At 67.9% G+C, this 23,556-nt stretch carries 24 protein-coding genes and 2 pseudogenes; 12 read left to right on the forward strand and 14 right to left on the reverse strand.

What is annotated here, in order from left to right:
• Positions 1 to 272 precede the first annotated feature (272 nt).
• From MBA17_RS25000 to MBA17_RS25015, 4 genes are all read right to left on the reverse strand, one after another.
• Positions 273 to 509: a nuclear transport factor 2 family protein gene (locus tag MBA17_RS25000; protein ID WP_238498999.1), complete on the reverse strand. Its 237-nt coding sequence runs from the start codon at positions 507 to 509 to the stop codon at positions 273 to 275.
• Positions 510 to 1,725: 1,216 nt separating this feature from the next.
• Positions 1,726 to 2,175 (reverse strand): hypothetical protein, encoded by a 450-nt coding sequence (locus MBA17_RS25005; RefSeq protein ID WP_238499000.1) that lies wholly within the window; start codon positions 2,173 to 2,175, stop codon positions 1,726 to 1,728.
• Between the two features lie 158 nt (positions 2,176 to 2,333).
• The gene (locus MBA17_RS25010; protein WP_238499001.1) at positions 2,334 to 2,702 is read right to left on the reverse strand and encodes a hypothetical protein; all 369 of its coding nucleotides are present in this window, start codon (positions 2,700 to 2,702) and stop codon (positions 2,334 to 2,336) included.
• Positions 2,703 to 3,396: 694 nt separating this feature from the next.
• Positions 3,397 to 3,837: a hypothetical protein gene (locus tag MBA17_RS25015; protein ID WP_238499002.1), complete on the reverse strand. Its 441-nt coding sequence runs from the start codon at positions 3,835 to 3,837 to the stop codon at positions 3,397 to 3,399.
• A gap of 639 nt (positions 3,838 to 4,476) precedes the next feature.
• Between MBA17_RS25015 and MBA17_RS25020 the strand changes: the two genes are divergently transcribed.
• Both MBA17_RS25020 and MBA17_RS25025 read left to right on the forward strand, forming a co-directional pair.
• Positions 4,477 to 4,848 (forward strand): hypothetical protein, encoded by a 372-nt coding sequence (locus tag MBA17_RS25020; protein ID WP_238499003.1) that lies wholly within the window; start codon positions 4,477 to 4,479, stop codon positions 4,846 to 4,848.
• Positions 4,849 to 5,112: 264 nt separating this feature from the next.
• A complete protein-coding gene (locus tag MBA17_RS25025; protein WP_238499004.1) occupies positions 5,113 to 5,916 on the forward strand; it encodes a pentapeptide repeat-containing protein in 804 nt (267 codons plus the stop codon).
• 273 nt (positions 5,917 to 6,189) lie between these two features.
• Here the strand turns inward: MBA17_RS25025 and MBA17_RS25030 are convergent, their stop codons facing one another.
• Positions 6,190 to 6,702, reverse strand: a complete 513-nt coding sequence (locus MBA17_RS25030) for an SET domain-containing protein-lysine N-methyltransferase (RefSeq protein ID WP_238499005.1) — start codon at positions 6,700 to 6,702, stop codon at positions 6,190 to 6,192.
• Between the two features lie 500 nt (positions 6,703 to 7,202).
• Entirely contained in the window at positions 7,203 to 7,571 is a 369-nt protein-coding gene (locus MBA17_RS25035; RefSeq protein WP_455432840.1) for a zinc-binding dehydrogenase, read from the reverse strand.
• Between MBA17_RS25035 and MBA17_RS25040 the strand changes: the two genes are divergently transcribed.
• Positions 7,570 to 7,914 (forward strand): hypothetical protein, encoded by a 345-nt coding sequence (locus tag MBA17_RS25040; RefSeq protein WP_238499007.1) that lies wholly within the window; start codon positions 7,570 to 7,572, stop codon positions 7,912 to 7,914. The genes MBA17_RS25035 and MBA17_RS25040 overlap by 2 nt on opposite strands.
• An 851-nt stretch (positions 7,915 to 8,765) precedes the next feature.
• Here the strand turns inward: MBA17_RS25040 and MBA17_RS25045 are convergent.
• Together MBA17_RS25045 and MBA17_RS25050 are read right to left on the reverse strand one after the other, a co-directional pair.
• Entirely contained in the window at positions 8,766 to 9,254 is a 489-nt protein-coding gene (locus MBA17_RS25045) for a phage baseplate assembly protein V (RefSeq protein ID WP_238499008.1), read from the reverse strand.
• Complete coding sequence (locus MBA17_RS25050) at positions 9,251 to 9,475, reverse strand: hypothetical protein (protein ID WP_238499009.1); 225 nt, start codon at positions 9,473 to 9,475, stop codon at positions 9,251 to 9,253. The genes MBA17_RS25045 and MBA17_RS25050 overlap by 4 nt, the downstream gene beginning before the upstream one ends.
• A 1,129-nt stretch (positions 9,476 to 10,604) precedes the next feature.
• On the opposite strand from MBA17_RS25050, the gene MBA17_RS25055 reads away from it, so the two are divergent.
• Positions 10,605 to 10,838: a hypothetical protein gene (locus MBA17_RS25055; RefSeq protein ID WP_238499010.1), complete on the forward strand. Its 234-nt coding sequence runs from the start codon at positions 10,605 to 10,607 to the stop codon at positions 10,836 to 10,838.
• Positions 10,839 to 11,036: 198 nt separating this feature from the next.
• Here the strand turns inward: MBA17_RS25055 and MBA17_RS25060 are convergent, their stop codons facing one another.
• Positions 11,037 to 11,717, reverse strand: coding sequence for a response regulator transcription factor (locus MBA17_RS25060; protein ID WP_238499011.1), 681 nt, complete (start codon positions 11,715 to 11,717; stop codon positions 11,037 to 11,039).
• Positions 11,718 to 12,276: 559 nt separating this feature from the next.
• Between MBA17_RS25060 and MBA17_RS25065 the strand changes: the two genes are divergently transcribed.
• The 4 genes from MBA17_RS25065 (at position 12,277) to MBA17_RS50550 (ending at position 15,837) form a co-directional block, all read left to right on the forward strand.
• Positions 12,277 to 13,182, forward strand: a complete 906-nt coding sequence (locus tag MBA17_RS25065; protein ID WP_238499012.1) for an NADP-dependent oxidoreductase — start codon at positions 12,277 to 12,279, stop codon at positions 13,180 to 13,182.
• A 78-nt stretch (positions 13,183 to 13,260) separates the two neighbouring features.
• Entirely contained in the window at positions 13,261 to 14,322 is a 1,062-nt protein-coding gene (locus tag MBA17_RS25070; RefSeq protein WP_455432841.1) for an alkene reductase, read from the forward strand.
• Positions 14,323 to 14,333: 11 nt separating this feature from the next.
• Positions 14,334 to 14,801 carry a MarR family winged helix-turn-helix transcriptional regulator gene (locus tag MBA17_RS25075; protein ID WP_238499013.1) on the forward strand — a complete coding sequence of 156 codons (468 nt, stop codon included), beginning with the start codon at positions 14,334 to 14,336 and terminating at the stop codon, positions 14,799 to 14,801.
• Positions 14,802 to 14,916: 115 nt separating this feature from the next.
• Positions 14,917 to 15,837 (forward strand): SDR family oxidoreductase, encoded by a 921-nt coding sequence (locus tag MBA17_RS50550; RefSeq protein ID WP_455432842.1) that lies wholly within the window; start codon positions 14,917 to 14,919, stop codon positions 15,835 to 15,837.
• Positions 15,838 to 16,431: 594 nt separating this feature from the next.
• Here the strand turns inward: MBA17_RS50550 and MBA17_RS50555 are convergent.
• The 5 genes and pseudogenes from MBA17_RS50555 to MBA17_RS25100 form a co-directional block, all read right to left on the reverse strand.
• A pseudogene (locus tag MBA17_RS50555) lies at positions 16,432 to 16,824 on the reverse strand (DUF4158 domain-containing protein); the annotation flags it as partial.
• A pseudogene (locus MBA17_RS25085) lies at positions 16,823 to 16,952 on the reverse strand (GNAT family N-acetyltransferase); the annotation flags it as partial. The pseudogenes MBA17_RS25085 and MBA17_RS50555, both read right to left, overlap by 2 nt.
• A 7-nt stretch (positions 16,953 to 16,959) precedes the next feature.
• Positions 16,960 to 17,904, reverse strand: coding sequence for a phosphotransferase family protein (locus tag MBA17_RS25090; protein WP_238499015.1), 945 nt, complete (start codon positions 17,902 to 17,904; stop codon positions 16,960 to 16,962).
• Positions 17,905 to 18,307: 403 nt separating this feature from the next.
• Positions 18,308 to 19,168, reverse strand: a complete 861-nt coding sequence (locus tag MBA17_RS25095; protein WP_238499016.1) for a hypothetical protein — start codon at positions 19,166 to 19,168, stop codon at positions 18,308 to 18,310.
• Positions 19,165 to 19,758: an MSCRAMM family adhesin gene (locus tag MBA17_RS25100; protein WP_238499017.1), complete on the reverse strand. Its 594-nt coding sequence runs from the start codon at positions 19,756 to 19,758 to the stop codon at positions 19,165 to 19,167. The genes MBA17_RS25095 and MBA17_RS25100 overlap by 4 nt, the downstream gene beginning before the upstream one ends.
• Positions 19,759 to 19,883: 125 nt before the next feature.
• Here MBA17_RS25100 and MBA17_RS49650 point away from each other — a divergent pair, with 125 nt between their 5' ends.
• From MBA17_RS49650 to MBA17_RS25115, 4 genes are all read left to right on the forward strand, one after another.
• Entirely contained in the window at positions 19,884 to 20,384 is a 501-nt protein-coding gene (locus tag MBA17_RS49650) for a serine hydrolase domain-containing protein (protein WP_274385889.1), read from the forward strand.
• Complete coding sequence (locus MBA17_RS49655) at positions 20,303 to 20,902, forward strand: serine hydrolase domain-containing protein (protein WP_455432843.1); 600 nt, start codon at positions 20,303 to 20,305, stop codon at positions 20,900 to 20,902. Before MBA17_RS49650 ends, MBA17_RS49655 begins: the two co-directional genes overlap by 82 nt.
• A gap of 597 nt (positions 20,903 to 21,499) precedes the next feature.
• Entirely contained in the window at positions 21,500 to 21,805 is a 306-nt protein-coding gene (locus MBA17_RS25110) for a trypco2 family protein (RefSeq protein ID WP_238499018.1), read from the forward strand.
• A gap of 15 nt (positions 21,806 to 21,820) precedes the next feature.
• The coding region (locus MBA17_RS25115; RefSeq protein ID WP_238499019.1) for an nSTAND1 domain-containing NTPase at positions 21,821 to 23,556 on the forward strand (1,736 nt) is incomplete at its 3' end.

Consider the following 23,556-nt stretch of genomic DNA (forward strand, 5'->3'; position numbering starts at 1 on the left):
GTGTGTCATCACCTCCATGATCTGCAGCACCGGCAGGTCCTCCTGGGGGCTGTGCGGGAGAGGTGTCCGCGATTGCCCTGTCCGCGCGAACTCCGCGACTTGCCATGTGCCGCCGCTGCGGCCCTGGCAGCGACCCCGACTTCTCTCTCAAAAAAACGCGCGGCGAGCACGTTATCGTCGCCGTGCTCGGTGTCCGATCGGATGGAACGGTGGATGGCACGGCAACTCCGCCCGTGTCGGCTCGCTAACGCCACTGGCCGCTCCGTTGTCGATCAAGCCCTCACCCCTGACATCTTGCTGACCGTGACCGGCGACTCTGGAGCCACCGATCCCTCCATCACAGTGAGGATCGACTCCGCGTCCCACCAGCGTCCTGAGGCTCCGATCTCGGTGAACTCCGGATCCAGAAGCTCCCGGACAAGGGCCGGAGAAGCGCGCACCTCCGGATCGAGAAGCCGCAACTCACCATCGATGGCCGCTTGCACGGCACGCTCATCCTCGTCCGTCATGCACGGATCCTACGAACACGCCTCACCCAGGCACAGCGAATATCAAGCCCGAAGCCATCAGCACCGTCCGGGGATCGAGCCCCACGGGGAGGAACCGCGTCACGGTTCCTGCGGCCCACGCGCGCCAGCCATGGCCGACCTACTTGCCTGACGTGGCTGACAGACCTTCAAGCAGCTGACCAGCTATTTCGCTCGACTACCCAAGATAACGATCGACGCTGGCACTTGGTATGACCCGCATCCGAAACCGGCGCCCTGCATGGGGCTGCCTTGGGCGCGCCTTTCGGTTCTATTTGAGGGCGGCCGGTCGGGGCTCCCCGAGCGTTTCAGCCCGGGGCTCCAATCCCGCAGCGCCGGCGCGCGCCCACCCGGCACCTGGACGCCTTCGAGTACCTGCAGCGCGAGAACGCCCACTGACAATGGCCAGCCCTCGGTGAGTGCTCCAAACGAGGTGGTGCCATTGACGTTTCTTCCCGCAGGGGTGGGAGGAGTTCCAGCGAGGGAGCCGCTACGGCCAGCAGTGGGCTGGTGGTACGAGCCGGTCACCCCTCGGGTGTGATCCCCTAGACGGCCCCCCGGCCCTGCGGATCCGGCCGCAGAACTAAATACAGGCAGTGTCAATGAGGGGTACAGCCGGAATCGCGCACAGACGTCTCGGCGGTGGCAAAATGGTCTTAGGACGAGGTGTCACCTTCCCCAAAATTTCGACAGTGTGCTGGAGCCCCCGGAGCTGTGGTCTTGGCAGACCTTAGCCCCCCTCGTTTACCAGGGACGGAGCACCAAGATCGAGCGGTCTCGCGCTGCGGCGACGGACGGCTCGGGATTGGTGACCCAGAATGACGAGGTCCCTGTACCAGGCCCGCCACCGACTTCCCGCACCCCGCCGAACGAGTTTTGCTGTGTGCTGGCGCCGTCTTCATTGGCCCCGAGTACAGAAGATCTTCGGGCGGATCTTCGATGTCCTCGCGTTCGCCGCGAGCATCATCGCGATCATTCAGTACTTCTCGTAGGGGTCCCGGTAGCATCGGCGAAGTTTCAGCGGATATGCAGGTCAGAGCCTCTGTAAGGACCTTCGAGCACAGCATGGAAGGGGCTGCTGACCTGCATTGACGTGGCTCCTGTCCGCCTTCATCCCCTTCGACGAACGCCTGCCCATCATCGGCAACGTCATCAAGCCCTGGTACGCCGACCAGCTGAAAGCCTGAGCGTCAGCGGCTCAGGTGTACTCGTTGTCTTCGCTGTCGCTGATGGCGATAGCGAAGATCTCGCCTGATCGGTCGTAGACACGCAGCGATAGGTAGATCTTCCTTATGTGCTTGCGGTCGATGTGGGTGATGGTTCCGAAGTTGGTGCCGTGGGCGCCGCAGCCGTTGGTGTCCGACCTCCAGGCGCTACTCCCCTTGGTTCCGTCCATGTACACCCAGATAATCTGGGCCTTCACCGGAGCGTGGTCGCCGGGACAGATGTCACGCACCGTGAAGTTCCGAAAGACGACCTTCGTCCGGTTGACGAAGTCGAAGGCCGCCCGGACGGACCCGCCACCGTGGCCGCGTTGGGGGTTCACGTGGGCGGAGACCACATCGACTCTCGCCTGCGCCGGGCTTGCCACCAGCAGCCCGCTCAATGCTGCGATTGCCAGCGCGGCGGCCAGAATGCGTGTCTTCAACAGTCCTCCAGCAAGAGATGTCTCGGTTGGTTCGGTTGGCCTAGGGGCGTGCGCTTCAGCGCTTCCGCGTGGCCGGCGGGGGGAGATGTGCGAGGTATCGCCTCGTGGTGGATCGCGATGAGAACGGCGATCGATGGTGTGGGGGCCCTGTCTGAGCGTCAGGTCTCGAAAGTGAACGTCCCGCGCAGGACGGTGTCTCGCCCGCTCCAGTAGCTCTCGTGGACGGCCCGGTAGGTGACGTCTTCGAAGGCGGTGAGCACTGCACAGGTGGCGCCGGGGTGGCGGATGTTGTCGTCTCTGATGACGATGGGCTTTCCGATCACACCCGGGCGGGTCAGGGTCACCTTCACCCAGGCTGTCCCTGTGGTGTCATCCGCCCGGACGCACAGCTCGTTGGCAGGGTCGGCGTAGCGGACGATCCCGTCTCCGACATCCCGGTGAAAACTCGCCGCCAAGGCCGGTTGCGCGAGAATGACGCTCGCCACCGCGACAGCGACGCCGACGGTGACCGTTTTGATCGGGTTCATCGTTCTTCCTTTTCTCTCACGGAGATCAGCCCTCCGGAGCGCCTGGTGTCAGGGGTGGAATACGGCCTCCAACGAGGCTTCGTCATGCCCGAATCCCTCTGGGCTGATCGTCAGATTGCGTCAACGGGTGGGGCACCTGCAGTGCGATCGCACTGCTCAAAAGGTGAGCCGAGACGTCTCGTGCGTCGTATTGCGCGTCGCCACGACAGGTCGGCAAGCCGTGCAAGAGGAATCTCCGCAGGTCAAGCCCTACTAGATGGCTCAGTAGACAGTGCTCTGGAAACTCCCCGGCGGTGTCGCCGAAGGCGTGACTCAGGGGAATCGTCACAGCCTCGTGCTCGTCCTGCCACTGAAGGCCCTTCCTCGCGTAGATGGAGAGGGAACCGACGCTGAAGGGGATATCGGTGTCCACCTTCATCCTCATGTCCCTCGCGATCCGTCGGAGCTCGCCACGGTCCACGTCGATGCCGCGGCTCGGCGAGGGCCAGCTCCAGCCCTCCATCCCACTGGTCCCAGTCATCGGCCATGTTGGCACTCCTGTCACCGGATGCTCACGTAGCTGTTGTGTTTCCGATCTTGAGGGATGCGCGTCGAACGGGAGCCCTGATCGGGTGGCCGCGGGGCGCTTCGCGCATGCGCCGAGGAAACACGTCCGCCTCGCACCGGTCAGTGTGGGACGGACGCGTTCGGCGGGTCAGGCGCAGAGATGGCCCCACGCCTGGTTGGGACGCCAGGTCTTCTCGCCGGAGGACGGACCCTTCCAACTGAAAGTCGCCTCCACTGCGTAACTCTGTTCTGGAGAGCACGGGTCGACGGTGACGGTGGCGGCCGAGTCCTCGGTGTCATGCCAGCCGTCGTAGTCCTTCGCGGAGCGCACCGTCACATAGTCACTCTTGTTGATGCGCAGAAGCTTCACGTTGGTGACCTTGACCTGGTAGCTGCCGCCACCGGCGACGTCGGTGATCTTCGCCCGCGCTCGGTAGGTGTCGGCGGCCTGGTCCCACCAGACGGTGGCGCAGCGTTTGACCTGGGTGCCGTAGCACTTCCAATCGCTTGCTGCGGATGCGGACGACGGGGTGATGAGGATCGACGCGCCAAGCGCCGCGGCGACCAACACGCCGGTGGTGCGGAACATGTGACTCTTCTTTCTCTGGCCTCGCCCACAGACCTTAAGATCGTCGTGGGCTTCGGACTTTGTCATTCATGCAGAGAAATTTGTCAGTAGTGCACCGCCACAAGTTGACTCCGCATCAGGCGAGCGCCCTGCGTGTGCCCGTCGAAGCCGTAAGGAGCTTCTGCGCCCCGCATAGCCACTCGTCGATGACCTCTTCGACGGGAATGTCCTCGGGCCGCCAACGGGTGCATCACGAAATCTCCGACATAGACAAGATCGGCCCGCAAGCAGCCAGGCAGCACACCACCAGTCTGCTCACCGAGCCGACCGCTGGATGACCTACGTGCCTAACATGCCTGACTGAGCATCAACCCGCTGACCAGCCTGAATGCTCAACAACCCTCGGCCACGCCTCCACCGAGACCACCCAGCTTTACGCACTGCTGGACGACAAGGTCGCCGACGCCGAGATCCGCGCCGCCCGCCGACGCCGCGACCAAACGATCCACTGACGACAAACCGCTCAGGGCCATCGCACCCTCTTGCGTCATCAGCGCAGGTCAGAGATGGGTTCGTTGAATTTTCCGCGATTGCTACGAGGACCCCGAGTACACGGTGACGGTAGACGCCGAAGGACCTGGGGGGCGGCCGGTCGAGACCATGACGTACAAGATCGATCTGAGGGTCTTCGGGGACATCGAACAGCTCGGCGTGAAGAACATCCATGACGGCGTGAAGATGCTGGAGAAGCTGACGAAAGAGTTGGCCGGCATCAGCAAAGAAGATGCCGCAGCCACAGAGGGGCGTGGTCGTTCGCCGGCCGCACGGACAAGTGGCAGCCTCCGCTCCCGAGTCCGGAATCGGTCCTGTGCCGGTGGAGCGGCCGGACGATCCGGGCAGCTCCTGATCACCTGCGTGAAACTGCCCGCCCGTGTCCTTTGCTCTGACCTGGGGATACGCCTCTACTCTGCGGCCTATGACACCGACCTGAGCGGAGGGCCTAGATCGATTGGGGGAGCCACCATGCCATGACTTTGTGTAATTGTCGAATCACGCTTAGTTCAGGTTGAAGCGTCGAAGTTGAAGCATCAAAAACGCTCGTTTTCGTTCTCTGCCGGTACCGCGTGCTCGGTCACGATTGACCATCGCTGACGGCCACACCATCGTGTACGCCGCAGGGGCCGCCAGGCTGTAAATATGAGGTTGCCACGAGGGTTCGCCCCGGTTGCTTTAGTCCTGCTGGGAGTGGTCCTGGCCGCGGGACTAGCGTGGGTGCTGGGGCCGGGCGCGGCGTGGGTGCTGGAGCGCTTCGACGGGGTGCGCGGCCTGACCGGTAAGGATCTGGCAGCGGCAGCAGACGCGGTGCGCGGGCGGGCGCTGACGATCGCCACCGGGTTGATCGCCCTGGTGGCCGTGTGCTACACCGCGCACAACGCTGGCACCGCGCGGCAGGGACACATCACTGACCGCTACACCAAGGCGATCGAGCAACTCGGCTCGGACAAGCTCGACATCCGGCTGGGCGGCATCTATGCGCTGGAGCGGATCGCCCGCGACTCGGCCCGCGACCACCCCACAGTCATGGAGGTGCTGACGGCCTTCGTCCGCGAGCACTCCCGAGAAGCCGAGCGCGACGAAGCGGGGAAAGCGAACCCTCGCGTGCTCCGGACCGACCTTCAGGCCGCCCTCACCGTGATCGGCCGACGCGTCGTCGGTCAGGATTCACCCGGCGTGAGGATCGATCTCTCCGGCGCGGACCTCGCCGGCGCAACGCTCGCCGGCGCGCACCTCACCCGCGCGCACATCATCGGCTCGGATCTCACCCACACGAACCTCACCCGCCTGGACCTCACCGACGGGTACCTTATCGGCTCGGATCTCACCGACACGGACCTCACTTACGCGAACCTCACCCGCGTGCACCTCACCGGCGCGTACCTCACCGACGCGACCCTCACCAACGCGGACCTCACCCGCGCAACCCTCATCAGCGCGCACCTCACCGGCGCAAACCTCACCGGCGCGGACCTCCTCGCCACAAACCTCACCCGCGCGGACCTCACCGACGTGGACCGCTTCCCGCGCGGCGCCGGCGGGTAGCGGCGCGGTGCCGGGGCGTGATCGACAACGGAACGGTCAGTGGCGTTAGCGAGCCGGATCGGTCGGAGTTGCCGCCATCCACCGTTCCGATATCGATAACTCCCCGCTTCTGACCTGGAGATCTTCGGGCTGGGGGCGCTGCGGGGTTCCTGGAGATCGGCAGGGAGGAGCTGCTCCGGTTTTTTCACGCTGACCCGGCGGATATGGCCAAACCTGAATCAGTGCAGGTCAGCGATATCCGACCAAAATTTCTTCAGTACTACCGGGACCCCACTAACGCGCAGGCAAAAACACGTCCTGTTCGGTGGCGCGCCGGTTGTCGATGTCGGTGAGGTAGGGGGCGACGAAGCCGTGGTAGTCGGCTTTGCGTTCGGCGGGTAGATCCTTCCAGCCGGTGATGCGGTCACGGCAGTGGGGTGAGCCGCACTGGCAGTGGGCGGCGAAGTGCTCGACCGAGTAGTTCCGCATGGCGTAGTCGAAGGTGATCTCCTGGTCGGTGGTGATCGGCTGGCGGGCGATGTAGTCGTGAGCGCCGCCGGCGTTGAGGCGAATTCCGCAGTTCGGGTCGCAGGAGTGGTTCACCTTGGCGATGAGCCCGCCGTGCTGCACGAACCGGTTCTGGCTGACCTGGGAGGCATGGGCGTGGTTGTGGCCGAGTTCGCGGTCGATGACACCGATCATCACCGTCTCGCCGATCTGGAAGGACCGGGTGGCGAACACGCCTTCACCCTTGGAGTCGGTTCGCTGGAGTTCGTAGCCGCTGTTCACTTCGTTGCCGCCGTTCACGTCGCCTGCTCTCTGAGGGGGGTCCAGCCCCACCGTCATGCTGATCAAGGACGAACCGATCGATCCCCATGCCGGAGATCGGCCGCAACGCATCGCCTAGGTTCGTATAGGGAGGCTCGCAGTCAGGAGCGCACGGGAGTCAGCGGAACCCTGTCGCACTACGCCGCACCCTATCTGACCTGGTAGAAGACTAAATGCGTCACATGATGTGACGGTAGATCCGGTTCGCCGTTCCGCTCCTACTGGGCCCTAAGGTATCCCCCGCGACGGAACGCCGATCGCGCGGGGGGAAGACTGGCGAGGGCGGCGGCGTGATCGTAGTCGGCGGTGGTGCGCTGGTGGTCACGGGCTGAGCCATTGGGGCGTCTGTTCATGAGGAGGCCCTTGTGGAGGTTCTGAACGGCCTGGAGGAGGACTTGTTGCTCGAGTTCCTCCTCATCGAGGCCCCTGCGCGATGAAGCGGAGCGGCTGATGGTGAAGACCGGCCTCCCGGGCCCCGGTCAGTGGGGAACGGTGACGACGATCTTGCCCACCTGCCCGCCGGCTTCGAGGTGGCGGTAGGCGTCCACGATGTCGTCGAGGGGGAAGGTCGTGTCGATGACAGGGGTGAGGGTCCCCTTGGCGAGGCCCTCGCGGACGAAGTCGACGGCCGCGCGGCGCCGGGTGTCGTCCGTGGTGATCGCGGCCATGTCGTAGCCGCGGATGGTGAGTTGCTTGAACAGGACTTGGCGTGCCGGTAAGAATCGAGCCACACGGCCCAAAGCGACGCTGCGTAACTGGGAGCTCCCGGGCAGCAACGCCACCACGCGCCGTTCGGCGTCGTGGACCACACAGCGTTCCATCGACGCGGAAGCCAAGCATGAAGCCATGCGCCAGCAGCAGGAAGCCGCCAAGCGCGCACGGGAGGAGCTCGCACGCAAGACCGAGGAACATCGCAAGCAGGTGGAACGCGAGCGCCAACGCCAGGAAAAGGAACGTCGTCGCACCGCGGCCGAGGAACGGGACCGCCTGTTCATGATCAAGATGGAGCGTCAGCGGGTGGCCTGGGAGGCAGAACGCCGCGAACAGCAGCGTCAGCAACAGGAGCAAGCCCGGCAGGAAGAGCTGGCACGCCTTGAACGCGATCGCCAGGAGCAAGCCGCCGTACAGCAGTGGTGGAACGGGGTGTCCGCCGCTCAGCTCGCCGAACGGTCGGGGCATGGCGCACCATGAATATCAAACAGTTCAAGCAGTCCAACCCGCCCCCTCCTGGCCTAGCCATCTAGGGATCTCCGCAGCTGTCCCGAAAGTGCGCACTGTACCTCACCGCTACCTTGCGGCTCGCCGGAGCTTCGGGATTCCTGGGCCGTCCTGCAACGCCACCAGCTCAACGCCCTCGGGCAACTCCACAGTCACAACTGGCAATTCTGTACAGAACCCATAGCCACTCCCCGCCGCCGCAGGGATCGGCGCTGTACGGCCCGCACAGACCGCGACGGAACCGGAGGAGATCTTCCAGCGCGAGGTCCTTCAGCGCCACGCGGCCCCCGCGCCGGCCCGGTGGGCCACCGAACCGGAAAGCGCGCACCCGCTCGACGGCCAGAGCACAGGCGACGTCGACGCCGAACGCGCCTGGCTGATCCAGATGATGGCCGCCCGAACTCAGGAGAGCCGATGACCGCCCCTCGCGTTCCCCGCGTTCTGTCGCGTCAAGACCTTCGGCGGCCGCCGCAACGAAACCCCTGGCGCCGAAACATGATCGACCGTACGGCGTACTCATTCGACGGCGACAACCCGCCAGTCGAGGTTCTTCGTGGTGAAACGGAAGTCGATCATCAGTGCGTCAAGCCCGTTCGTGCGCAGCCAACGCCAACGCGACCGATGGCGGTATGCGGCACCCGGCCCAGGAAACGCACACCATCGGCGGTTGGCTGGCCAGGACTTGCGACGACTTGGGGTGGACGCACAGGACGAGATCAGCCGACAAGCAGCGGCTGGGTTTGCTCGCGACCACCCGCGGCCGGCCGCGAGCATCCAACCCAGACGTGCCCGCGGTCAGGCCGATGCCTGCCCGGCCTTCGCCTTCAGCGAGGTGGAGGGTCCAGCTCGATGGTCTTGCCCGACAGCGTGATTGCGCCGTCCGGCGCCGACAGCTTGATCCCACCGGAGCCTGCCTTGATGGTGATCTGGTCGCTGGTGCTGTCGATGGTCACCGAGCAGTTCTTGCCCTTGTCAATTACCTCGATCTTTTCCTTGCCCGGGGTGTCGTCGAACCGGATCACGTGGCCGCTACGGGAGGTGATGGACCGCCAGTTGTTCTCGGCCGGCTTACCGTCGCCGGGCGGGGGCGGGTCCTGCTCATTCCATACGGCACCGAGGACGTAAGGCGCCCGGCTGTCGCCCTGGAGAAAGCCGACCAGCACCTCGTCGCCCTTCTCAGGCCGAAACACCATTCCCCGGTGGTTCCCCGCCATCGGGGTGACCAGCCTGGCCCAGTCGCTGCGGGCGTCGCCCAGTTCCGGATAGCTGACCTTCACCCGGCCGAGGTGTTCCGGATCGTTCAGGTCGATCACGAGACCGACCAGCAGGCCGCGCTCGGCGGGAGATGGCATCGGGTGTCTCCTAAATCTTCTCGGCGGCAGTCGAAAGAGGGGCGGTAGCCGGAGTCACGCAGCGAGTGCTGGGTGACCGTGACGAAGTGGGTGCCGTCGAACTGGCTCCCGGCACCGTCGATCCGCACCTTGCGGCCCGCAGGCCCTGGCAGGCCGACCGTGGACCCGGTGGCCTGGACCATGCTGTGTCGATCTTAGCGAGCCAGGCCCGTCTTGTGCGGGCAGTTGCAGCAGCCCTCCGTCGAAGGCCAGATGGAACAGGGCGCCCAGGCGTACGGCCGCGAAGTCGGGGTCGGTCGCGGCGAGCGTGTCGGCATCCGGTCGTAGCGCAGCCTCCAGCAGGCAGGCGACAAGAGCGTGGCTGTGTCCCAGCAGGTAGGAGTTCAAATTCGTCTTGCGGGTGAGCAGCTTGGCCACCTGCGGCCCCATCCCGCACGGGTGAGGGCAACCGGTCGAACTGGCGCGGTCTGTCCGGTGGGGTGAGCTGGACGGGCTCGCCGAGGGCGGCAAGACGGTCAGTCACCGGGGCGAGCGGCCGATCATCCCAGCCGACCAGGCGACGGCCGTCGAGCGCGGCCCGCAGTGCGGCCGCTCCCTCGGCCGCTGTGACTGCGTCGGCTGGAGCCCCGGAGGTTCGCGGCCCGGCCAGCCGTATCAGGACGTCGAGCAACCGGCGGCCGGTGCCGTCAACCGCCTGTACCTGGGCGGCCAATGGCGGCAGCGAGCGCCCGGCCGCAGTGCGCGGCGCCTCGTGCAGGTCGACCCAGACCACCGCCGTGGTGCCGTCGTCGAGCAGGGCGCGTGCCCAGTCGGCCAGCGCCGTACGGCCCTCGCGAAGTCCGATTTGCTTGGCGATGAGGCGGGCGATGTGGTTGCAGGCCACGCAGCGGGGTCTAAGCCCGCGCTCAGCGAGGCCCTGTTGGCACTGGGCCCCGCAATCGGGCCTGTTGGTAAGGCTGGCGCCACCGGCCGCCATCTGTGACGTTGCCGCTGCTGAACCCCTTGATCCGAAGGGGGTGGCGGGAAATGCCGAGTCTGTACAGAAGCGGCAATTTGAGGCCGGAGACGCACGCAAACACCCCGCTGAACACCGGGGAACAAGGCGAAATGCCGTCGCCATCCGGCAACTGGGCACTTCCGGCTCGCAAGTGGCGGCCGGTGGCGACAGCCTTACCGACACCCCGAATACCTTCGCGCTGGGCCGGGCCCTGGCCGGCATGCTGGGGTCTACTTGCCTGACAGTTCGCGCTGGCCGCGCGGGATGCGCGGGGGCAGCGGCTGGACCCGACCGCAGTCCGCCAGTCGGTTGCGATGCTGGCCAGGCATCAGGTCGCCTCGATCGCCGCGTTCGATCTGGGGGTGCTGCCGCGGCGGGCCACGGCGAACGTCGATGCGCTGCTGCGCGAGACGTTCCGGGTGGTGGCGGGGGCGTTCGGCCGGTTCCGGGGCGTGGATCCGGCGAGCCGTCCGACGCTGGATCTGTCCGATCTCGGGGCCCGGGGCAAGAGCGGCAAGCCCACCGAGCAGCTTCCCGTCGGGCGATAGGTCGCATCGGCGCGGGTAGAGCGTTCCCCGAAGCCACGCGCCGGGTCTCACCTCACGGACCCGCAGGTCCCATTCCAGCAGGTGCCACCAGCCGGAGAGACCGCGGCGCATGATCAGCGCCGCTGGTGCTGTGGTGGCGACGAGTACGTAGAGACGACAGGGCGGAGCAGAGGTGGTCATCGGCCGACTCCCTTAAGATCATGACCGGTGTTCGTGGCCCGGCGTGACCAGCCCGCTCTCGTAGGCGTGGATCACCAGATGGATCCGTGTGGCGGCGTCCAGCTTGGTGAGGAGCCTGCTGACGTACGTCTTGACCGTCGCCGCGCCGATGTACAGCCGTTCGGCGATCTCAGCGTTGGACAGGCCCTGGGCGACCAGACACAGCACGTCGGCCTCTCGCTCGGTCAGCTCGGGCAGCTCACTGGTGTCCACGGCGAGCGGTGGGGTGACGGCGAACGCCTCGATGAGGCGGCGCGCGATCGACGGGGACAACAGCGCGTCGCCGTCGGCGGCCACCCGCACCGCGCGCAGCAGTTCGGCCGGCGGGGTGTCCTTGAGCAGGAATCCCACGGCGCCGGCGCGCAGGGCCCCGAAGACGTACTCGTCCAGGCCGAACGTGGTCAGTACGACGATCTTCGTCTGGGCGCACGCCGGGTCGGCGGTGATGCGGCGGGTGGCCTCGATGCCGTCGAGCACCGGCATGCGGACGTCCATCAGCACCACGTCCGGGCGGGTGGCGCGGACCAGCCGCACGGCCTCCTCGCCCTGCCCTGCCTCGCCGGCGACCTCGAGGTCGCCGGTGGCTGACAGCAGGGCCACGAATCCGGCCCTGACCAGCTCCTGGTCGTCGACGACCACGACGCGCAGGGGCGTTGTCATGAGCTCACCCGTTCCGTTGCGGCCGGCAGTGTGGCGTGGACGCGGAAGCCGCCATCCGGGCGTGGGCCGGCCTCCAGCGTCCCGTCGAAGAGTCATGCTGGCGTTGCGCAGTGTCCCGTCGGTCCTCGGCGGCGGCCCGCGTCGTCATCCGCGAGGCCACGTTCACCTGCCCGGGACCGCGGGTCGCGCCTGATCGCCGCCTGCCCCGAGACGGCCGGGGCTGCCAGCCGGAGGGCGCTGGACGCCGGCTGACGGCCCTGCTCGATCAGCGCCTCGCCGGGCTCCGACCGTCCGTGGTTGCTGCGGCGGCCGGGACACTCCCGGGTGCGGCACCGGGCGACGGAGGGTGAGGGCGTCTGGTCCGCCCTCACCGTAGAAGCCGGCAGCTCCAGGTAGCTCCCATGACGCCCGTGCAGTCGCGGTGATCAGGCGGCCTCGCCACCGGCCGCAGTCGATCTCGCGGTCCGGGCGGCAGCAAATATTTGGCTAGCCACATATTCACTGCTACGGTGATTATGTGTCTAGCCACCTAATGTGTGGCGCAACGTGAGGAGTGGTCATGAAAGCCATCGTGTTCGACCGTTTCGGCGGCCCGGAAGTACTGCACGAGGCGGACATCGAGGTCCCGCAGCCCGGACCCGGGCAGGTCCGTGTCCGTGTGAAGGCTGCCGGGCTGAACGCGCTGGACGGCAAGATCCGCTCCGGGATGCTGGAGACCGTGTTCCCAACGACCTTCCCCGCCGTTCCCGGGGGCGAGCTCGCCGGCGTGGTGGACGCCCTGGGTGAGGGCGTGACCGACGTGCAGGTCGGCGACGAGGTGCTGGGCTGGTCGGACACCGGCTCGTACGCCGAGTACGCGCTGGCCACCATCGTGGCCCTCAAGCCCGCCGCCCTGGACTGGCAGCACGCGGCGGCGCTGCCGGTGGCGGGTGAGACCGCCGAGCGGGTCCTGAACCTGCTGGGTGTCGCCGCCGGGGAGACCGTGCTGATGCACGGCGCGGCGGGAGCGGTCGGAACCCTGGCGGTTCAGCTCGCCACGGCCCGCGGAGCACGTGTCATCGGCACCGCCGGCCCCGGCAACCAGGACTATCTCGCCTCGCTCGGCGCTACCGCGACCGTGTACGGCAAGGGCCTGGTCGAGCGGGTCCGGGCGCTTGCCCCTGACGGCGTGGACGCGGTGTTCGACCTGGCCGGGAAGGGCGCCCTTGAGGACTCCATCACCCTGCGGGGCGGCACCGATCGCATCGTCACCATCGCCGACTTCCGCGCGCAGCAGCTCGGCGTCACCTTCTCCCGCGGTCCCGCGGAGGCCTCGTCCGACCGGCTGGCCGCCCTGGCTCAGGACGCCGCGACCGGCAAGGTCGTCACCACCGTCACCGCCTATCCGCTCGACCAGGCCGCCACGGCCCAGCGGGTCAGCGACGCCGGGCATGTCCGGGGCAAGCTCGTTCTCACCCTCGGCTGAACACGCTCGCCTCTTCGTCCACCCCGCCCGCCGTTTTTCCCGATGCCCACCCGGGCCCGCCGCACCGAAGGAGCACGCATGCTGGATTCTCTGTGGACGCCGACCACCGTCGGCGGCATATCCCTGCCGCACCGCCTGGTCATGGCCCCCATGACTCGTGACCGCTCCACGCCGGAAGGCGTCCCGACCGAGCTGAACGCCGAGTACTACGCCCAGCGGGCCTCGCACGCACTGATCATCACCGAGGGAACCCAGCCCTGCGCCGACGGCCAGGGCTACCTCCTCACTCCCGGCATCCACAACGACGAGCAGATCGCCGGGTGGCGCAAGGTCATCGACGCCGTACACGCGGCCGGCGGCCGGATCGTCATCCAGCTGATGCACGTCGGACGCATCTCCCACCCCGACAACACCCCCCACGGGCGCCGGCCGGTCGCCCCATCGGCGATCCGCCCCGAGGGCGTGATGTTCACCGCGTCCGGGCCCCAGGAGATGCCCACGCCCCGTGCGCTGTCGACGCAGGAGGTCGCGGCGACGGTCGACGACTTCCGGCGCGCCGCGGCGGCCGCCGTCGCGGCGGGCGCGGACGGCGTGGAGATCCACGGCGCCAACGGCTACCTGGTGCACCAGTTCCTGTCCGACAACACCAACCAGCGCACCGACCGCTACGGCGGCTCCCTCGACAACCGCATCCGCTTCGCCGTCGAGGTCGCCGCCGCCGTGGCCGACGAAATCGGCGCGGAACGCACCGGTCTGCGCATCTCCCCCGGCAACCCCTACAACGACATCGCCGAGTCCGACACCGCCGAGCTGTATCCGGCGCTCCTGGACGCGCTGCGTCCGCTGAACCTGGCCTACCTCCACGTGATGCACACGGGCGACGAGGCTCTGCTACACACCCTGCGCGCGCAGTGGCCGGCCACGCTGATCCTCAACCGGGGCGGCACCGACCTGCCCACCCGCGCCAAGGACATCGACAACGGTACGGCCGACCTGGTCTCCGTCGGCGCCCTCGCGCTGGCCAACCCGGACCTGGTCGAGCAGCTCCGCGCCGGCGCGGAGCTGAACGCCCCCGACCCGGCCACCTACTACGGCGGCGGAGCGGCCGGCTACACCGACTACCCCACCTACACCAATTGAGGCACCGAACCATGCCCCACATCCCCACGACGGCCGGCAAAGGGCCGATGAGCTACGCGATCTTCCAGCTCGCCCGCGCCCACCGCGCCCACGCCGCCGCCCTGCTTCGCGCGATGGACCTGCATCCCGGACAGGAACTGCTGCTGATGCAGCTCTTCGACCGGGACGGCCAGACCCAGTCCGAGCTGCTCGAAAGCGTCGGCCTGGACCACTCCACCGTCTCCAAGTCCCTGCGCCGGATGCAGGACGCCGGCCTGCTCGTCCGCGAGCCGGCCGCACATGACCGGCGCGTCATGGTGGTCCACCTCACCGCCAAAGGCCGTTCCATGCGCGAACCCATCGCAGCCCTGTGGCAGACCCTGGAGGAGACCTCCGCGCGGAACCTGTCGGAGCAGCAGGCGGAGTCCTTCGTCGACACCGCCTACGCCATCGCCGAGGCGCTCAACAGCCGCGCGCTTCCGCAAGAAGAATGCGAGTAACTCGCCGGTGCGGCTGGCCGTCTGCACATCGAGAACGGCCGCATCACCCCGTCCCATCCGCCTTCGGCCTCGGCAACCAAGCCCTCGCTCCTGACCTGATGGAAAGTGAAAACCCATGACTGCCACCGACTCCACCACCCTCCCGGTCCTCGTCGTCGGGGCGACCGGCTCTCTCGGGGGCAAGGTTGTCGACGAACTACTCAAGCGTGGCAAGAACGTCCGCGCCCTGGTGAGGCCGGTCAGCGACGCGAGCAGGCTCGAAAGCCAGGGCGTGGAGATCGCCCGCGGCGACATGCTCGACCTTGACTCGCTCGTCGCCGCCATGAACGGCGCCGATGCCGTCATCACCACCGCCGCCGGCTACACCCGCGGCGGCAAGAACGCGCATGACATCGACACCGTCGGCAACGCCAACCTCGCCGAGGCCGCCCATCGCGCCGGCATCCGACGGTTCGTCCTGACCAGCATCCTCACCAGCGACCAGACGCCCGATGTCCCACACTTCTGGCACAAGAAGCTCGCCGAGGACAAACTCGAACAGCTCGGCGTCCCGTTCCTCGCACTGCGCCCGGGGGCGTTCCTCGACCAGATCGCGAGCATGGCGGGCGACCCGATCGACAAGGGCCGCATGTTGTGGATCGGCAAGGCCACCGTCCCGCTGACCTTCGTCCACACCTCCGATCTCGCGGCGTACCTGGCAGCCGCAGTCGACGCCGAGGCCGACGACGGTGAGCGCATCGACATCGGCTGGGACCGCCCGGTCAGCATGCGCGAGGTAGCCGACCTGATGGGCAGCAGGGCCGGAAAGAAGATCAAGGTGTGGGCCGTCCCTTCCGCCGTCGCCCGCGCCCCGGGAGCCGTCGCCGGCCGCTTCATGCCCCTGATCAAGGACATGGCCGCGATGTTCAGCTGGTTCGACACCGGCCGCTACGTCGCCGACCCCCGCCGCCAAGAGCAGCTGTTCGGCCCCGTCCCCACGGCCGAAGAGGCCCTCGCCCGGTACAGCGACGAGTTGGGCACTGCACAGCACCGGTGACAGGCCCGCGCCCCGGCGCCCTGACCAGGACACTTCAGGCTGCCCTACCGCCGGATACACCACCTGCCTGACAGTGCCCTCCGGCCGCTCCAAGGCCGCGTTCACCATCCGCCCCAAGATCCCCCGCTTGCCCGGCACATGCGCCAGCTCGCCGATCAGCTCCTTCTCCACCCGCCGCTCCGCGCGGGCGTTGATCCGCTGAATCAACCCGATCAACAACTCCACCAAGCCGTCGACCAGCTCGGCCTGCCGGGTCCAGCACAACGCGGCCAGCAACGTGTAGCGCACCGGCGGCGCGCATTCCGCGTAATCGGAGGGGAACATCCGCGAGGCCCGCGCCCGCCAGGCCGCCACAAGCCGGTCGGAGGTCTCCGCGAACACCTCCTCCCCGAGCCCGAGCGAGCGGGCGGTGTTCAACTTGCCGATCTCAACCAGCAAGGTGTCCAGCCCCAGCGGCCCCGGATCAGACTTCAGCTCCGCCAGCAGTCTCGGCTTGCCGAGCAAATCCTCCAGGCGGTCACACGCCACCGGGCCGAGCCGGCCCACCACACCGTCGGCGAACGCCTCCTCAAACCGGCGCACCGCCGAGGCCACCACGCGTTCCAACTGGCCCTCGGTCGGCGGCTCGACGCTCTCGCTGCGGCACCGTTGCCGGACCGCGTCAGCCAGCCGACCGCGGTCGGTCTCCAGCAGGCACACCTTGTCGGCCAGCCACTGAGCCCACCGCTCCTCATCGGCCTCGCTCGCCGGCCGTGTCCCACGTGCCTTGCGGATCTGTGCCCGGTGGTACTCGATCGTCCGGCCCTGCCAGGAGTACTTGGTGAACAACGCCGTGTCCACCTTCACCAGCGACGCGATGTACTCCACCGCCGCCTGCGGCACCTCTTCGGCATACGCGGGGAACCGGCCCTCGATCTCATAGAACTTCAAGATCACGCTGAAGCCCAGCCGCGTCGCCCCTCTCTGCCTTCCACGGTAGCTCCGCAGGCCTGCTCTCGGCGGTCCGGTTGTGCTCGTCGAGCCAGATGATCGCGGACCCGGCCATGGTCCCGTCCGGGGCTTGCACCAGGATGTGAAAGGGCGGAACGGTAGGGCCAGGTTCCGCGAACGCCCTCCGTAGGGTCAGCGAAGCGCGTTCAGCTCGTCGAGGGCGCGATGGCCGCGCTTGACCACCCCTGGAACGACATCGTGGCGCCCGTGACGGAAGGGGACCTCGAGCATGAGGAGGATCTGTGCCGCTGCGAGCACCGCCGCCCCCTCCCAGCCGACCAGGTCGAGGATTCTCGTCCACAGCCGCCTTCGGACACGGTCCAGCAGCGGATCCTGGAAGGTGGACCACACGAGGGTGGTGAGATCAATCGCCCGCGTGCCGCTACCTGCGTTCCCGATATCCACGACCGCCACAACCGCTCCGTCACGGACCAGGATGTTGCTGGGGGTTGAGAGATCGGCATGGATCATGTCCGGTGCCTCTCGTGGTGGTGGGACGTCGACACACACGAGTCGCAGGCGCTCGACCAAGGCCGACACCACGGAGGAATACCCCGAGAGCCTGGCCACGGACTGGCGGAGACGCGACTGCTCCGGTGTCTCGTTGAAATCCAGCCCGGCGACAGCCGATTCCTGACCGGTGGCGACCCGCCAGGCGTACGACCAGTGGTCGTAGGGCTCGGAGGCTTGGCCGGCCTGGAGTTCGATGATCTCCATCAGCTGCTCGACGAGGGATGGGGTCAGATCTGGCGCGGGAGCCGCGTCAACGAAGTCCATCAGATGCCATACATGAGTGGCTGTGGCCCCCACTCCGAGCCAGGCCGGGGTGGGATAGCCGCGCCTACGCATGTGCTCGACCACTCTCTGGGCCCGCAACGTCTCGTCCAGGTGGTTGGGGTGTGCCCGGGGCACTGCTTTGAGCACTGCATTTGCCCCTCCGGCCAACTGGACGCGCATGGCACCCCCATTGACGCCTCCGGGTAGGCGACTGAGAAGAGTGACCTTTGCCCCGACCACGCTGGCCACGTCGTCCAGGACCTCGGCTGGCAGTTCTTCGGGATGGGTGCCCTGGTTCATCGGCTCGACCTCGAAAATTTCAGTGCATGGACAGAACTACTTGGCACTTGGTGGCAGCTTCGGGAGTACCGGGCCTGGTGGTGGGGCTGGATGCTGGCGGGAACCCGGTCTATCAGGTTTGCTGTCGTTCTGCCGAGGCGATCCGCCTGGCATAGCTCCCGCGTTCAGCCGTCCCCGGGCCTTGACGGGCCGCCGCAGCACTCGCAGCAGCCGGCTGTGTTGATCACTGTCTTCCCTTTCATCTTCTTGCTCGCGGTGGAGCGTTGCCGGCTGGTGATGCTGCCCGGCAAGAAGAAGACCGCCCCCGCGCCGTCGGCCCGGCCGAGCTGGCCGCCCCACCGCGTACGAGGCACTGGCTCAAGGCTGAACAGCGGCTACGCCGTCCCGCGGCCGCATTATCTCGTCAACCGCCCAGCTCCATCCGCAGCGACGACGAGTCGGGCAGCATGACCACCACGCCCTGGCGGATGCGCCAGGATTCGGCGATGAGGAACCAGTGGCCGCCGGTGCGGTTCAGCAGGCGCAGGCCGCTGTAGCGGTACTGGAACGCGTCCTTCGTGTCCGTGGCGGCAGGCAGCACGGCCTCGACCCCAGCGGCCAGGTTCAGCCGTTTGGTGCTGTAGACGGTGACCTTCATCAGGTCGGTGACCACGGTCTGCTGGGCCAGGGCGACGCCGAGGACACTGGCGTAGTTGGAGGCACCCCAGAACAGGCAGACGCCCGCGATGACGGCGGTGAAGGTCCACATCAGGGTCAGGCTCTTGCCCTCTGGCGCTCCTGGCAACGTAGTGCGCAGGTACGTGCCGTACATGGTGAGCAGGATGCCGGCGCCGATGCCGAACGGCATCGCCACATACGCCTGCTCCTCGAACGGCCACCACAGCAGCCACACGATCATGGGAAGGACCAGCCAGGCGACGCTCAGTGCGCGCAACGCGTGCCTGACCAGGCGGCTGCTACGGCCATCGTCGCGCACCCGGCGGGCCAGGGCGTGGTCGAGGCGGAGCCAGAGCAGCCCGGCGACGCCCACGACCACCAGCAGAGCCAGCACCGGGCCGACGCTGCGCAGCACATAATCGGTCGTGGACATGCCGAGGACGCTCTCGTCGATGCCCAGCTCGCTCGCCATCACGTCGGCGCGCTGCCAGCCGAAGTAGACCAGCAGCGCGGTGATGACGGTGACGTTTGCCAGGATGCCGGCGGCCCAGCGCAGCACCGGGTTGCCAGTGGGCGGCTCGGCGCCGGACTCGTCCTGCTCGCTCACGAGGTGGGCTCAGGGGTCGGGCTGACCTCGGGCTCGGGCGACTGCAGAGGGTCGGGAGACTGCAGAGGGTCGGGAGACTGCAGAGGGTCGGGAGACTCGGGAGGCACCGAGGTAGAACCGAGCGGGATGATCGGCGGGCACTTGCCGAGTGACGCCTTCGACCTGCCCTTGATCACGCTGCCCACTGCCCGGTACATCTCGCAGATGAACCAGACGCCGTTGGAGCCCCGCCAGACGACCTGGGCGTACTCGGCCTTGGCCGCGTCCCGGTCCTTCTCGCACAGGTGGACCCCGGCCTGGAACAAGTGGATGTAGTTGGGGACGCGGAAATTCTGCTGAGTGTCGTTCAGGGCCTGCTGTGCCTCCGCGCAGTCGCCCTCGGCCAGGGCTGCGTAGACGTTGCCCTCGTTGACGTCGGCCGAGGTCTCGCCCACGGGCAGGGAGAAGTCGTACTTCTTCTTGCGCGGTGGGTCGGCTCCGTCGGCCGCACCCGCGTCGCGGGGCCCTGGGCGCTCGAACACGCTGCCGCTGTCGCATGCGCTCACGCCCAGGACTAACGCCAGAAGAAGGAGGATCAGCCTGATCGTCATGGGCAAGACGGTAAAACCGAAGATTGCCGACGGCTAGAGTACGCCCCTACTTATGCAGGCTGGCGAGGACGAGGGCGAAGTCGACGAACGATATCTGATCAAGCTGCCACTCTGAAAGGGTTCATATGTCCCCTCTGGAAGGCGTGGTCGACGCGATAGCCCACGCGACCGGATTCGCCGGTGTGGTGTCGGTGGATCGCGGTGGCGAGAACGAGTTCGCCAAGGCGTACGGCCTGGCCCACCGCGGTCACGAGATCGCCAACACGGTCGACACCCGGTTCGCGATCGCCAGCGGCACCAAGGGGCTGACCGCGCTCGCGGTCGTCAGCCTGATCGAGCAGGGCGTGCTCGAGCTGTCCACGACCGCCCGTTCGGTACTCGGGGAGGATCTCCCGCTCATCGACGACGGCGTCACCGTCGAGCACCTGTTGGCCCACCGGTCTGGCATCGGCGACTACTTCGACGAGAACGCCGGGCACGAGATCACCGACTATGTGCTGCCGATCCCGTGCACGCGCTGGCCACCACCGAACAGTACCTGGCGGTGCTTGACGGGCATCCCAGCAAGTTCGCCCCCGGCGAGCGCTTCTCGTACAACAACTCCGGCTACGTGGTACTCGCGCTGATCGCAGAACGCGTCGACGGTCGATCCTTCCACGACCTGGTACGCCACCGGGTCTGCGAGCCCGCCGGCATGCACGACACCGAGTTCCTGCGCTCGGACGAACTACCGGGCCGCACCGCTGTCGGCTACCTGCCCATCGAGGGCGCATCGAGGACCAACGTGCTCCACCTGCCAGTGCGCGGCAGCGGCGACGGCGGGATCTACTCCACCGTGCGGGACGTCGGTTCCTTCTGGCGTGCCCTGTTCGGCGGGAAGATCGTGTCATCGAGCTGGGTGGGGGAAATGCTGCGGCCGCGCAGCCAAGTGCCGTCGCAGTCCAGGCGCTACGGCCTCGGCTTCTGGCTCCCCGAATTGCCAGGATCGAAAGACGCGGTGATGCTGGCGGGATACGACACCGGCGTCTCGTTCCGCAGCGTTCACCGGCCCCAGGCGCAGCTAACGCACACCGTGATCTCCAACTCCTCCCCCGGAGCATGGCCGATCGCCCGTCTGCTGGAGAACGAGCTCACACAGCGGTGATGCGGATGCGGACCGTGTCCCGGGAACCGCGGCGAAGGTTCCCGCTCAGGAGAGCGAGGGGGCAAGTCACAGCAAGATCAACGCCGTTTTGGGCTCGGCCTGCGAGTAGGCCTCCTCCTCCCGAACGTGTCCCTAACCCCAAACTGCGCTGATCTGCGCAGGTCAACCGGTTTCCGAGAAGATCGTGTTCTCGGGAGCGGAGACGGTCACGACTTTGAGAACACGCACAGCTGAGAGGCAAAACCCCAGCTCGGCACCTCTGTGAACAGGGCTGTGTCGCTAGTTGGCGGTTGGGGCCACCTACGGGAGAAGGACGCCGATGTGGGCGGCGATCCGGTGGTAGACGCCGGCGAGGGGTCCGGCGAGCATTTCCAGGACGAGGCCGTGCGCGGTGGTCGCCGGCACGCGTGGCCAATCGCCATCGGGTTATCGGGCCGGCCGGTTGTGGTGGTGCAGGCTTGCCAGCGGCGCCGCCGTACCGGCGGCCATCGTCATTTGGTGTCGGTTTGGGGGGATCGGCTGGAAGTGCGGCGCCGCAGGCGTTCGGCGGCCTACGATCGGGTTGCTGGCCGGGTCCCTGGTGCGGTGGGAGGGCGTGTGGCGGAGCTTGGGTTGCCGGAGGCGATCGAGCAGATCCGTCAGGAGCTGCGGGAGGCGATCGCCGCGGGCGCTGACGCGGAGATCCAGTTCCCCGTCGGGGAGGTGACGCTGGAGTTCCAGGTCGGGGTGAAGAAGACCGGCGAGGGCAGCGGCAAGGTCAAGGTGTGGGTGCTGGAGGCCGGTGCCGGCGGCAAGGTCGAGCACGACCGGGTACAGAAGGTGACCGTCGTCCTGCAGCCGCCCGTCGATGCGCAGGGTGACCAGGTCAAGGTATCCCGTCACTCGTCCGCCAAGCCGGGTTAGCCAAGGGGGGCAGCCGTGCTGGTGGCGATCCAGGACCGGTTCGTCGAGGTCATCGCCCAGCTCACTGTCGGCCGCGGCTCGGGGACCCGGACGGAGTGGCAGGTCGCCTCGGGTTTCCTGATCGACGGCCGCCACGTTCTGACCTCGTTGCACGCCGTCGCCGACGGCGACATCGAAGTCCGGCGGGCCATCCCCTGGCCCGACGGCCCGAAGACGAGCTGGCGGGCGCGGGTGCTGCTGCGCGGCGATGTCGGGCACGCGGATCTGGCCGTGCTGGAGCTCACCGAGGACGCGCAGGCGGAGATCGGGCTGCTGCCAATGATCGGGTTCGCGCGCGTCGCCGATCGTACGGAGCGGCTGGAAGTGGTCGAGGACTGCGGCGCGGTGGGGTTCCCGCGGTTCCTGGAGCGCGGCCACGACGCGACGGCGGTCCGCCAGGCCGCCCAGGTCAGCGGCCGGATCCCCATCTCGCAGCGGCCGGGGCCGGGCCTGCTCACCCTGCAGACCGGCCATCGCCCCGAGGGGCCGCCGCTGCCCTCGGCCGGCACAGCGCTGGCCGGGTCGGCCTGGTCGGGCATGTCCGGGGCAGCGGTGCTGGCCGGCGACCTTGTCGTTGGGGTGGTGTCGGAACACGCGCCGCGACAGGGCGCCTCAGACCTGACCATCGTGCCGATCGCCCTGACCGACACCCTCCCCGACCGTGGCGCCTGGTGGGAGCTGCTCGGCACCGGCCCTGGCCAGCTGCGCACGCTGCCCGCAGCGAGCAGCGCCCTGGTGTGGGCCGACGGCTGTCCCTATCAGGGGCTGGCGCCGTTCGGCACGGACCAGGCGGTCCTGTTTCACGGGCGGGGCCAGGCCACCGCCCGGCTGCAGGCGATGGTCACCACCGAGCGCCCGGACGGCGGTCTGATCATGGTGACCGGCGCCTCCGGGGCGGGCAAGTCGTCGCTGCTGCACGCCGGGCTGCTGCCCGCCCTGACCGCCACCACCGACGATCCCTACGGTTGCTCGTCGTGGCCGCAGGTGTGCTTGACCCCCTCCGAGCGGCCGCTGCAAGAGCTGGCCGTGCAACTGGCGGTGCGGTGCGGCGCCGACCCCGATGTCGTGCTGGGCGAACTGTGTGCCGACCCGGCCCGGGCCAGGGCGCGGGCCCGGCAGGTGCTGGCCGCCGAGGCGATCCGCCGCCGCCAGCAGGGCGGGTCCGGCCAGACCCCGCGGCGGCTGATCATGGTGGTGGACCAGTTCGAGGAGCTGTTCACCTCGTCGGTGCGCGGGCACGCCGAGGAGGCAGCCGCGTTCGTGGCCGCGCTGGATGCGATCGCCACCCCAGCAGGACCGCCGGATCACGGCCGGGAGGCGGCCGGCCAGCCGTGTGAGGGGTGGCACGATCGGGAGCCGGCCGGGGTCGTGGTGCTGGTGGTGCGTGGTGACTTCATCGACCGGTGCGCCGCCCACCCGGCGTTGGCGCGGGCGCTGGAGCAGCGGGCGTTCGTGCTGGGCCCGATGAGCGAGCCGGAACTGCGCCGGGCGATCACCGGCCCGGCCGCCGTGGCCGGGCTGCGGGTCCAGGATGGCCTGGCCGAGCAGGTGGCACGCGACCTCATCGCGCACACCCGGGCCACCGCGGACGAGGCGCCGGGCGGCGGTTCGGTGGTGGGGGCGCTGCCGCTGCTGTCGATGGCGATGGTGCGCACCTGGCACCCAAGCCCCGACGGGCCCCGGCCCCGGGACGGGGACGCCCGCTCCGGCGG

It is taken from the genome of Dolomitihabitans soli, assembly GCF_022213955.1.
Taxonomy (GTDB): Bacteria; Actinomycetota; Actinomycetes; order Streptosporangiales; family Streptosporangiaceae; genus Streptosporangium_A; species Streptosporangium_A soli.

Bases quoted from the DNA above. Each gene is read 5' to 3' on its own strand.
- MBA17_RS25010 (WP_238499001.1), bottom strand. From the start codon at position 2,702: ATGAACCCGATCAAAACGGTCACCGTCGGCGTCGCTGTCGCGGTGGCG.
- MBA17_RS25065 (WP_238499012.1), top strand. From the start codon at position 12,277: ATGAAAGCCATCGTGTTCGACCGTTTCGGCGGCCCGGAAGTACTGCAC.
- MBA17_RS50550 (WP_455432842.1), top strand. From the start codon at position 14,917: ATGACTGCCACCGACTCCACCACCCTCCCGGTCCTCGTCGTCGGGGCG.
- MBA17_RS25050 (WP_238499009.1), bottom strand. From the start codon at position 9,475: ATGGTCCAGGCCACCGGGTCCACGGTCGGCCTGCCAGGGCCTGCGGGC.
- MBA17_RS25055 (WP_238499010.1), top strand. From the start codon at position 10,605: ATGCTGGCCAGGCATCAGGTCGCCTCGATCGCCGCGTTCGATCTGGGG.
- MBA17_RS25100 (WP_238499017.1), bottom strand. From the start codon at position 19,758: ATGACGATCAGGCTGATCCTCCTTCTTCTGGCGTTAGTCCTGGGCGTG.
- MBA17_RS25070 (WP_455432841.1), top strand. From the start codon at position 13,261: ATGCTGGATTCTCTGTGGACGCCGACCACCGTCGGCGGCATATCCCTG.
- MBA17_RS25090 (WP_238499015.1), bottom strand. From the start codon at position 17,904: ATGAACCAGGGCACCCATCCCGAAGAACTGCCAGCCGAGGTCCTGGAC.
- MBA17_RS25035 (WP_455432840.1), bottom strand. From the start codon at position 7,571: ATGGCTTCATGCTTGGCTTCCGCGTCGATGGAACGCTGTGTGGTCCAC.
- MBA17_RS25060 (WP_238499011.1), bottom strand. From the start codon at position 11,717: ATGACAACGCCCCTGCGCGTCGTGGTCGTCGACGACCAGGAGCTGGTC.
- MBA17_RS49650 (WP_274385889.1), top strand. From the start codon at position 19,884: ATGTCCCCTCTGGAAGGCGTGGTCGACGCGATAGCCCACGCGACCGGA.
- MBA17_RS25000 (WP_238498999.1), bottom strand. From the start codon at position 509: ATGACGGACGAGGATGAGCGTGCCGTGCAAGCGGCCATCGATGGTGAG.
- MBA17_RS25075 (WP_238499013.1), top strand. From the start codon at position 14,334: ATGCCCCACATCCCCACGACGGCCGGCAAAGGGCCGATGAGCTACGCG.
- MBA17_RS25020 (WP_238499003.1), top strand. From the start codon at position 4,477: ATGACGTACAAGATCGATCTGAGGGTCTTCGGGGACATCGAACAGCTC.
- MBA17_RS25040 (WP_238499007.1), top strand. From the start codon at position 7,570: ATGCGCCAGCAGCAGGAAGCCGCCAAGCGCGCACGGGAGGAGCTCGCA.
- MBA17_RS25015 (WP_238499002.1), bottom strand. From the start codon at position 3,837: ATGTTCCGCACCACCGGCGTGTTGGTCGCCGCGGCGCTTGGCGCGTCG.